Consider the following 9239-nt stretch of genomic DNA (forward strand, 5'->3'; position numbering starts at 1 on the left):
CCCCAGTCCCGGTGGTCCCGTCCTCGGCCCCGACGGTCCGATCCCCAGTCCCGGTCGACCGGTCCTCGGCCCCGCCGGTCCGGTCCTCGGCCCCGCCGGTCCGGTCCTCGGTCCCGGTGGTCCCGTCCTCGGCCCCGGTTGCGTTCGGCAGACCCTTGCGGCCGCGGTCCAGGCCGCGCTGGAAGGCGCCGAAGATCGCCCGCATCTCCTCGGGATCGACCTCGCGCTCCGGGGTGGTCGCCCGGGGCGGCGGATCGTCGCGCAGCTCCCGGACGAGGGAGGCCTGGCGGGTGCGGGTGGGCAGGGCCGGGGCGGCCTGCGGCCCCAGGACCTCCGTCGCGGCCGGCGGACCGGAAGCATCCCGCCCGGCCCACGAACCAGAAACATCCCCTGCGTCCGGTGAACCGGAAGCCTCCGGCCCGACCGGCGAACCGGAAACATCCCGCGCGTCCCGCGAACCGGAAACCTCCCGCCCGGCCCGCGGACCCGGGCTCCCCTGCGGGGAGGGCTCGTGTCGGGCGGGCCCTGGTACGGAGGTGAGCGGGGGTGCGGACCGCCTCCTCGTGGGCAGCTCGAGCACCGGCGCCTTCCGCTCGGCCGACTCCCGGGGCTCGGCCGACTCGCGAGGCTCGGCCGACTCAGGCCGCTCGGCCCGGCCCAGCGGCTCGACCTGCCCCGGCCCGTGGGCCCTGCGGCCCCGCCCGTCGGTCCCGGCGGAAGGCGCCCCCGCCGGGTCCGGCTCCGCGAGGATCCCCTCCGGGAGCAGCACCACGGCCGTCGTACCCCCGTAGGGCGAGTCCCGCAGGCTGACCTCGATGCCGTGCCGGGCGGCGAGGCGGCCGACGACGTACAGGCCGAGCCGTTCGTGGCGGGTGGGGTCGAAGGCGTCGGCGTCTGTGAGGGTGCGGTGGGCCTCGGCACGCTGCTCGGCGTCGAGGCCGAGACCACGGTCGTCGATCTCCAGGACGAAGCCGCTGCCCACCCGCCCGGTGCGCAGGGTGACCTGGGTGTGCGGCGGCGAGAACACCGTGGCGTTCTCCAGGAGTTCGGCGGTCAGATGGACGACGTCGGCGACCGCGTCCGCGGCGACGCCGACCTCGGGCATCGGCGGCACCACGACGCGCGCGTAGTCCTCGATCTCGCTCACCGCCGAGGCCACGACGTCCGCCACGGGCACGGGCCGGCGCCAGCGGCGGCCGGGGGCCGCGCCGGAGAGGATGATCAGGCTCTCGGCGTGCCGTCGCATCCGGGTGGTCAGATGGTCGATGCGGAACAGCTGGCGCAGGACGTCCGGGTCGTCGGTGCGCCGCTCCAGCGTGTCGACGAGCTTCAACTGGCGGTGCACCAGCGCCTGGTTGCGGCGCGCGATGTTCAGCAGGACCGCGAACAGGCCCCGGCGCAGGGTGGCCTGGGTGACGGCTGCCTCGACCGCGGCCAGGCGCGCGGTGTTGAAGGACCGGCCGACCTGGCCGATCTCGTCGTCCCTGATCTCGTCGGCGGCCAGCGGCGGCGCCTCGGCGAGCGCGTCCACCTCGTCACCGGCGCTCAGCCTGCGCATCACGTCCGGGAGCTGCTGGGTGGTCAGCACGTCGGCGGCGTCCCGCAGGGTCTCCAGCCGGCGCGAGATGCGCCGCGCGCCGCGCACCGCGAACCACAGCGACAGGGCGACGGCCGCCAGCCCCACCCCACCGACGACGGCGGCCTTGGTCAGCTCGTTGTAGGCGAAGGCCCGGCCGCGTGCGGCGGAGTTCTCGGCGGACCGGGTGCACAGCTGCATGTAGCGCTTGACGGCCCGGTCGGTGGTCGTCCGCCAGGTGTCCGCCGCGACGGCCTGTCCGGCCCGCCCGGCACCGGCGCGCAGCAGCGCGTCCTCGCCCCCCGTGAGCGAGCGGTACAGGTCCCCGCGCTGGAAGTCCTCGAACAGGCCGCGCGAGTCGGCGGGCAGGTCGGCCACGTACGTACGCTCGAAGACGCGCCGGTCCTCGATCGTCGCGGTCAGGGTGTCGTACTGCCGGTCCGTCAGGGTCCCGGCCGCCCGCGCCCCGGCGACCAGGGCGTCCTCCCGGGAGACGAACTCCCGTACCCGGACCAGCTCGATGACGACCTGCGCCTCCCGGGCGAGCTGTCCGGCCTGGAGTGCGGTCAGCGTGGACTGCACGTCGAAGCCGGGCTCTATGAGCGTGCTGTACTCGTCGACCGCCCGGTCCCAGGAGATCTTCCGGGACAGCACCTGCTGGCGCAGTCCCTCCAGCTTCCCGGCGGCGGCGACCATGGTGTCCACGGCCTGCCGCTGCCGGTCGGTGAGCCGGCCGCGGTCCCCGTCCCGGACCGCCTGCCGCATGGCGTCGACGGCCCGGTCGGTACGGCGCTGCTGTGCGAGCAGGCCACTGGCCGTGGCGGTGTCGAGGCCGGTGCCCAGATAGGCGGCGGACATCCGGCGCTCGATCTGGATCTGCCCGACCGCCGTGTCCACGGGGGTGCCGAAGTCCTCGTACACCCCCTGGACCCGGATCAGCCCGCGCAGTTCGGCGGTGACCGACACCATGGCGAAGCTCCACAGAGCCATGAGGGCGACGGCCGGGGCGAGGGCGAGTGCCACGATCCTCGCACGGACGGTGGTGGGACGGCCGACGGGCCAGCGCATGAGGTACCTGCCGGTGTTACCAGTCAGTAAGAGCGGGCACAACCTACGGGATCGTCACCCCGTTCGCAATGGTGACCTGCGGTAACCCCGGGTCACTTCCCGGGCAGGGCAAAGGTGGTGACCACCGCCGCATGGTCGGAGGGCCAGTCGTTGCCCGCGACGTCGGGCCACGGACAGGGGGTGCCGGTCACGAGGGTCCGCGCGTCCCGCACGGTCAGGCCCCGGTGCAGGACGTAGTCGATCCGGTCCTGCGGCTCGGTCCGTCCGCTGCCGTCCTCGTGGACCGGGTGGATCGGCGACCAGGTGTTCCCCGGCTCGGCCACCGGGTCGGGATGGGCCTCGCGGAAGGAGTCGGCGAAGCCCGCGTCCGCCGCCGCCCGGGTCACCGGCCAGGTCACGTCCGGCCAGTCCAGGTGCGAGGGGCAGTTGAAGTCGCCGACGAGGACCACCGGGACGCCGTCGGAGGACGACTCGGCGATCCGGTGCAGCGCGTCCCGCATCTGCGCGAGCCGCACGTCCTCGTGGGCGATCAGCTCGGACGCGCCGAGCCCGTCGAAGACGGCCTCGTAGGGCCCGTACGGGGTGTAGTGCAGGTGGGCCGTCCACACGTCGACCTCGCGGCCGGGCGCGACCTCGATCCGCACACCGGCGGCGCCGTAGAAGCCGACCTCGGGGTCGCCGAAACGGGCAGTGATCGGGTGCCGGCTGATGACGCCGAGGTTCTCGCCGGCCCGGTGGTGGTGCCAGCCGAGGGCCTCGGCCAGTTCCCGGGCCGCCGTACCGGCGGTCTCCTGGAGCCCGACGACATCCGCGCCGCTCTCCAGGACGGCCTTGACCTGCTTGGCCCGGTGGTCGTCGACCTTGCTGCCGCCGAGCCACAGGTTCCAGCTCATCACCCGCAGTCCGGGCGCGACCATGCCGCCCAGCTCCTGCAGGGTGACCCCGACCAGGCTGTCCCGCACGGTCCGCCCGGGGGCCGCGCCGATCGGCGCGAGCGACGGCACGGCGAGGACGGCGCACCCGGCGGCCTCGGCGGAGGCCACGCCGGTCTCGGTGTCCTCGACGGCCACGCAGGCGGCCGGGTCGACACCGAGGGCCCGGCAGGCGGCGAGGTAGGGGTCGGGGGCGGGCTTGGTGCGGTCGGTGTCGTCGGCGGTGACGGAGACCGCGAACCGTCCGGCGCCGAGGGCGTCGAGCACCACGTCGGCGACCGCGCGCGGGGACGCGGTGACCAGGGCGGTGGGGACGGCTGAGCCGGCCAGGGCGTCCAGCAGGTCGAGCGCGCCGGGGCGGGGCACGATCCCGGTGCGGACACGGACGGCGAACTCCCGGTGCAGCTCGGCGGCGAGATCGGCTTCGGCCCGTCCGGTGGCGGCGCCGAGCCAGGCGGCGGTGTGCTCGACGGGCCGGCCGAGCACCTCGGGCTGGTCGGCCTCGGTCAGCGGGCGTCCGGCGACCTGCTCGACCGCCTCCCACCACAGGCGCTCGGTGTCGACGAGCGTGCCGTCCATGTCGAACAGGACGGCCTGCAGCGGGCGTTCGGAGGTGTGGGGGGTCACGTTGTTGTCGTTCCTCACTTCTCGATACGTTCGGCCACCAGCACCGGCCGCTCGGGCAGCGACACGCCGACCCCGGATCCGGCGCCGAGCCCGGCGGCCTCGTGGGCGGGCAGGTCGGCCTTGACCTCGGTGCCGTCGGCGAGCCGTACGGTGACCCGGACGACGGCGCCCAGGAAGGCGGTGGCGACGACCCGGGCGCTGCCCTGTTCGTCGGCCTCCACCTGGACGGACTCCGGCCGCACGAGCACGTCGACCGCGCCGTTCGGCGCCTCGCCGTCGGCCGGGAGCCGCTGCCCGAGCACCTCGACGATGCCGTCCTTCAGGTCGCCCGGGATCCGGCTCATCGTGCCGACGAACTCGGCGACGAAGGCGGTGGCGGGGCGACCGTACAACTCGGCGGGTTCGGCGCACTGTTCGAGGCGTCCGGCGCGCATGACGGCGACCCGGTCGGCGACCGAGAGGGCCTCCTCCTGGTCGTGGGTGACGAAGAGGGTGGTGATGCCGAGCTCCTGCTGGAGGCGGCGGATCTCCTCGCGCAGGGTCAGGCGGACCTTGGCATCGAGCGCCGACAGCGGCTCGTCGAGCAGCAGGACGCGCGGGCGCAGGGCGAGGGCGCGGGCCAGCGCGATGCGCTGCTGCTGGCCGCCGGAGAGCTGGTGCGGAAACCGCTCCCCCTTGTCACCGAGGCCGACCAGCTCCAGCAACTCGGTGGCGCGGGCTCGCCGTTCGGCCGTGCGGACCTTGCGCATCCGCAGTCCGAAGGCGACGTTGTCGACGGCGTTCAGATGCGGGAAGAGGCTGTACGACTGGAAGACCATCCCGGCGTCGCGGCGGTGGGCCGGGACGTGGGTGACGTCCTCGCCGTCCACCAGCACGGCACCGGAGTCCGGGTGCTCGAACCCGGCGAGCATGCGCAGGGCGGTGGTCTTGCCGCAGCCGGAGGGGCCGAGCAGGGCCAGGAACTCCCCCGGGCGGACGGTCAGGTCGAGCCCGTCGAGGGCGACGGTGGCACCGAACTCCCTCCTCAGCCCCCGGAATTCGACGGTGGCGGCCTGTTCGGCGGTCGCCTTCTCAAGCGTGGTGACGGTCATGGTTCATCCCCGGGAGGAAGCGGTTCGGGTGCGTCCGCCGGCGCCGGCGAGCGCGAGCAGCAGGGCCCAGGTGACGAGCAGGCTGAGCACGGACACGGCGACGGACATCTGGGCCTGCGAGCCGCCGACGTTGTAGATCCACACGGCGAAGGGCTCGTAGCCGAGCAGGTGGGAGACGGTGAACTCGCCGAGCACCAGCGCCAGCGTGAGGAAGGTCGCGTTCAGCAGCGCCCCGCGCAGGTTCGGCAGCACGGCCCTCACGAGGGCCTGCGGCCAGGAGGCGCCGCAGCTGCGGGCGGCCTCGACGAGGGTGCGCACGTCGATGGCGCGCAGGCCCGCGTCCAGGGCGCGGTGGACGAAGGGCAGGGCCATCACGACGTAGGCGAGGACCAGCACCACCGGAAAGTTCTCGTTCTGGATCACCACGAACGTCTCGAACAGCGGGGTCCGGGACAAATGCTCCGGGCCCCACTTCAGCACGGTCACGATCCCGGCGACGAACGCGATCGGCGGTACCACCAGCGGGAGCGAGCAGACCACCTCCACCACCGGCCGCAGCCTGGGCGCGCCGAGCCGCAGCGCGACCACGGCGGGCACCATCAGCAGCAGCACGACCGCAATGGTGGCGACGGCCAGCTCCAGCGAGAGCAGCAGGCTGGAGGTGAAGCCGTCGGAGGACAGGATCTTGGTGTAGGCGTCGAAGGTGACGCCCTGGCCGGGCACGTCCACGGTGAAGACCACGGACGCGGCGAGCGGCACCAGGAAGTACAGGGCGGCCAGGCCGAGGACGGCCCAGCGCCAGGGGGTCAGGCGTCGAGCCATCGGGCGCTCCGTCGTTGCAGGGGCAGGTACACGGCCATCACCAGGCCCGCCACCAGCACCATGTCCAGGCTCAGGGCGAGGGCGACGTTCTCCTGGCCGACGAGCACGTTGCCGGACAGGGCGTCGGCGATCTGCAGGGTGACCAGCGGGACCGCGCTGCCCACCATGGCGGCCGCGGTGGCGTAGGCGGCGAAGGCGCTGCCGAACAGCAGCACCAGACCGCCGAGCAGGGAGGGCGCGAGGACGGGCAGGGCCACGTGGCGCCAGTACTGCACACCGGTGGCGCCGTTGTTGAGAGCGGCCTCCCGCCACTGGACGCGCAGGCCGTCCAGGGCCGGGGTGATGGTGAGGACCATCAACGGGATCAGGAAGTACAGGTAGACGAGGACCAGGCCCCAGAAGCTGTACAGGTCCCAGCCGCTGTCCTTCAGGCCGAGGTGCACGGTCAGCACACCCGCGTTGCCGAGCGTGGCGACGAAGGCGAAGGCCAGCGGGACGCCGCCGAAGTTGGCCAGCACGCCGGAGGCGGTCAGCACGGCCTCGCGCAGCGCGCGGGAGCGGGAGCTGACCACGGCCTGGGCGAGCGGCAGCCCGAGCAGGGCGCCGAGGGCGGCGGAGATCGCGGAGAGCTTCACGCTGCCGACCAGCGCGGTGAGGTACGGGCCCTGCAGCGAGGTGGTCAGGTTCTCGGTCGTGTAGGACGTCGCGCCCGTGGTCGGGTCCTTGACCGTGAAGGCGCCGTCCAGGATGGCGACGGCGGGCAGGCCGAAGGCGATCGCCGTGAAGACCAGCAGCGGCACCACGGCGAGCCAGCCGGGGGCGCGGCGCCGCCGCTTCGCCGAAGCGACGGGCGCCACGTCCGCACGCGGGAGAGCGGCGGTCATCCGGAGACGGCCTTCCCCCAGCCCTGAGCGATGACCGTCTTGGCCTTGCTCTGCTGGGCCTCGGTCGGGAAGGACGGCGTGCCGGTGACCTTCGGCAGCTTGGCGGCGGCCGTCTTGTCGAGGGTGCCGGCCTTCTCCATCGCGGCCATCAGGGCCGGGCGGGCGTAGCCCTTGAGCCACAGGTTCTGGCCCTCGGCGCTGTAGAGGTACTCCTGCCACAGGCGGGCGGCCGCCGGGTGCGGGGCGTCCTTGTTGATGGCCTGGGAGTAGTACTGGGCGTACTGGCCGTCGCTCGGGATCGAGACCTTCCAGTCCACGCCCTTGGACTTGAACTCGTCGGCGTAGCCGGCGTTCAGGTAGTCCCAGTCGATGCTGATGGGCGTCTCGCCCTTCTCGACGGTGGCAGGGGTGGACTCGACGGGCGTGTAGTTGCCGTTCTTCTTCAGCTTGCCGAAGAAGTCGAGGCCGGGCTGGATGTTGTCGAAGGAGCCGCCGTTCGCGAGCGCGGCCGCGTAGACACCGCCGAAGGCCGAGCCGGACTTGGTCGGGTTGCCGTTGAGCGCGACCTGGCCCTTGTACTGGGGCTTGAGGAGGTCCTTGAAGCTGGTCGGGCAGGTCTTGACGCGCTTGGCGTCGCAGCCGATGGAGATGTAGCCGCCGTAGTCGTTGAACCAGCGGGCCTGCGGGTCCTTCTGGCCCTCGGGGATGTCGGTGTAGGAGGCCACCTTGTAGGGCGCGACCAGGCCCTGCTGGGCGGCGCTGAGGGCGAAGGAGCTGCCGAGGTCCAGGACGTCGGGAGCGCGGTCCTGGCCCTTGCGGGAGGTGACGGCGTTGATCTCGTCCTGGCTGGTGCCGTCGGGGCTCTCGTCCTCGATCTTGATGCCGTACTTCTTCTGGAAGCCGTCGATGGCGGCGCCGTAGTTCGCCCAGTCGCGGGGCACGGCGATGATGTGCAGCGTGCCCTCCTTCTTGGCGGCCTTGGCGAGGGCGTCAAGGCCGCCGAAGTCGGCGGCCGAGGTGGCGGTGGCGGCGTTCTTGCCGTCCTTGGTCTTGGTGGACGCGTTGTCGGGGGCGGCGCCGCAGGCGCTCAGCGCGAGGGCGGCGACGACGGCGAGGGAGCCGCCGAGGGCGGCGTTTCTCGGCAGGGACACGGTCACGGTCTCTCCAGGGGTGCGCACGGGGTTCGATGCGGTGCGAAGCAAGAAATACGGAGAACTTGTCTGAAGAACTTGTCTGAACAAGTTGCGTCACAGTACGCCCGTCGAAGGTGTCCTGTCTGTAAACCGTGGCGAAACTTTGAGCCCGACTTGGCTGCACAATCCAGACCGCTACAGATCACGCTCAGGTCTCGATTAGGCTGGTCACGCTGTGCACAGCGACCTGAGCAGAGGGGAAGCATGACCGCACGACACGAGGAGATCGCCGACGAGCTTCGGCGCGCGATCGACCGCGAGGAGTACACGGTCGGCAGCAGGCTGCCCTCGGAGTCGGAACTCGCGACGCACTACGGCGTCTCGCGCGGCACGGTCCGCCAGGCCGTGGCGACCCTCACCTCCGAGGGCCTGATCGGCTCCCGCCAGGGGGCCCGGCGGGTGGTGCTCGCCAGCCGCCGCAGCCAGAGCTTCGAGGAACTGCGCAGCTTCGCCCAGTGGGCGCGGGCGATGGGCCGCGAGGCCACCGGGCACGTGGTGGCGCAGGATTACCGGCCGGCCACGCAGGAGGACGCCGTACGGCTCCAAGTGTCCTCCGGCACACGGGTGTTGCAGGTCCTGCGGGTGCGCGGCCTGGACGGCGAGCCGGTGCTGCTGGAGCGCACGGTGTACGCGGACTGGATCGCCCCGGCGGTCGAGGGGATCGAGCCCGACTGCCCGTCGGTCACCCAACGCCTCTACGACGACACGGGGTTGGTCTTCGCCTACGGCGAGCACGTCATCGACGCGGTGGCGGCGGGGGCCCAGGACGCCGAGCTGCTCGCCGTCCGGCGCACCAGCCCTCTGCTGCGGGTGCGGCGTGTGACGACGACCCGCGAAGGGCGCCCGGTGGAGTGGTCGGACGACCGCTACCGCTCGGACGCGGTGAGCTTCAGCGTGCACAACTCGATCGGGAACAACGCGCTGGCGAGGAAGACCGCGGAGTAGGGCGCGGGGGCACTGCCCGTCTCCGGGTGCGGGTGCTCCGTGGCTGGTCGCGCAGTTCCCCGCGCCCCTTCGGGCGCGCTCGGCCGCAACATCCTCAGGGG

General features: G+C 72.8%; 7 protein-coding genes. 1 reads left to right on the forward strand and 6 read right to left on the reverse strand.

The window, feature by feature from the left end; all coding sequences use genetic code 11:
- From AB0H32_RS44160 to AB0H32_RS44185, 6 genes are all read right to left on the reverse strand, one after another.
- Positions 1-2644, reverse strand: a 2644-nt coding sequence (locus tag AB0H32_RS44160; RefSeq protein WP_361133997.1) for a nitrate- and nitrite sensing domain-containing protein, incomplete at its 3' end; no start/stop codon positions are given.
- A 92-nt stretch (positions 2645-2736) separates the two neighbouring features.
- Positions 2737-4203 (reverse strand): HAD-IA family hydrolase, encoded by a 1467-nt coding sequence (locus AB0H32_RS44165; RefSeq protein ID WP_361134000.1) that lies wholly within the window; start codon positions 4201-4203, stop codon positions 2737-2739.
- Positions 4204-4217: 14 nt separating this feature from the next.
- Positions 4218-5294: an ABC transporter ATP-binding protein gene (locus AB0H32_RS44170; RefSeq protein ID WP_361134004.1), complete on the reverse strand. Its 1077-nt coding sequence runs from the start codon at positions 5292-5294 to the stop codon at positions 4218-4220.
- Between the two features lie 3 nt (positions 5295-5297).
- On the reverse strand, positions 5298-6116 hold the full coding sequence (locus tag AB0H32_RS44175; protein ID WP_361134006.1) for an ABC transporter permease subunit: 819 nt from the start codon (positions 6114-6116) through the stop codon (positions 5298-5300).
- Positions 6101-7000 (reverse strand): ABC transporter permease subunit, encoded by a 900-nt coding sequence (locus AB0H32_RS44180; protein WP_361134008.1) that lies wholly within the window; start codon positions 6998-7000, stop codon positions 6101-6103. The genes AB0H32_RS44175 and AB0H32_RS44180 overlap by 16 nt, the downstream gene beginning before the upstream one ends.
- Positions 6997-8157, reverse strand: a complete 1161-nt coding sequence (locus AB0H32_RS44185) for an ABC transporter substrate-binding protein (RefSeq protein ID WP_361134011.1) — start codon at positions 8155-8157, stop codon at positions 6997-6999. The genes AB0H32_RS44180 and AB0H32_RS44185 overlap by 4 nt, the downstream gene beginning before the upstream one ends.
- A 240-nt stretch (positions 8158-8397) precedes the next feature.
- On the opposite strand from AB0H32_RS44185, the gene AB0H32_RS44190 reads away from it, so the two are divergent.
- Complete coding sequence (locus tag AB0H32_RS44190; RefSeq protein WP_361134014.1) at positions 8398-9138, forward strand: GntR family transcriptional regulator; 741 nt, start codon at positions 8398-8400, stop codon at positions 9136-9138.
- The last annotated feature ends 101 nt before the right edge of the window (positions 9139-9239 follow it).

Origin of the sequence: Streptomyces sp. NPDC020362 (assembly GCF_040642095.1) — a bacterium.
In the GTDB taxonomy this organism is placed as follows: Bacteria; Actinomycetota; Actinomycetes; order Streptomycetales; family Streptomycetaceae; genus Streptomyces.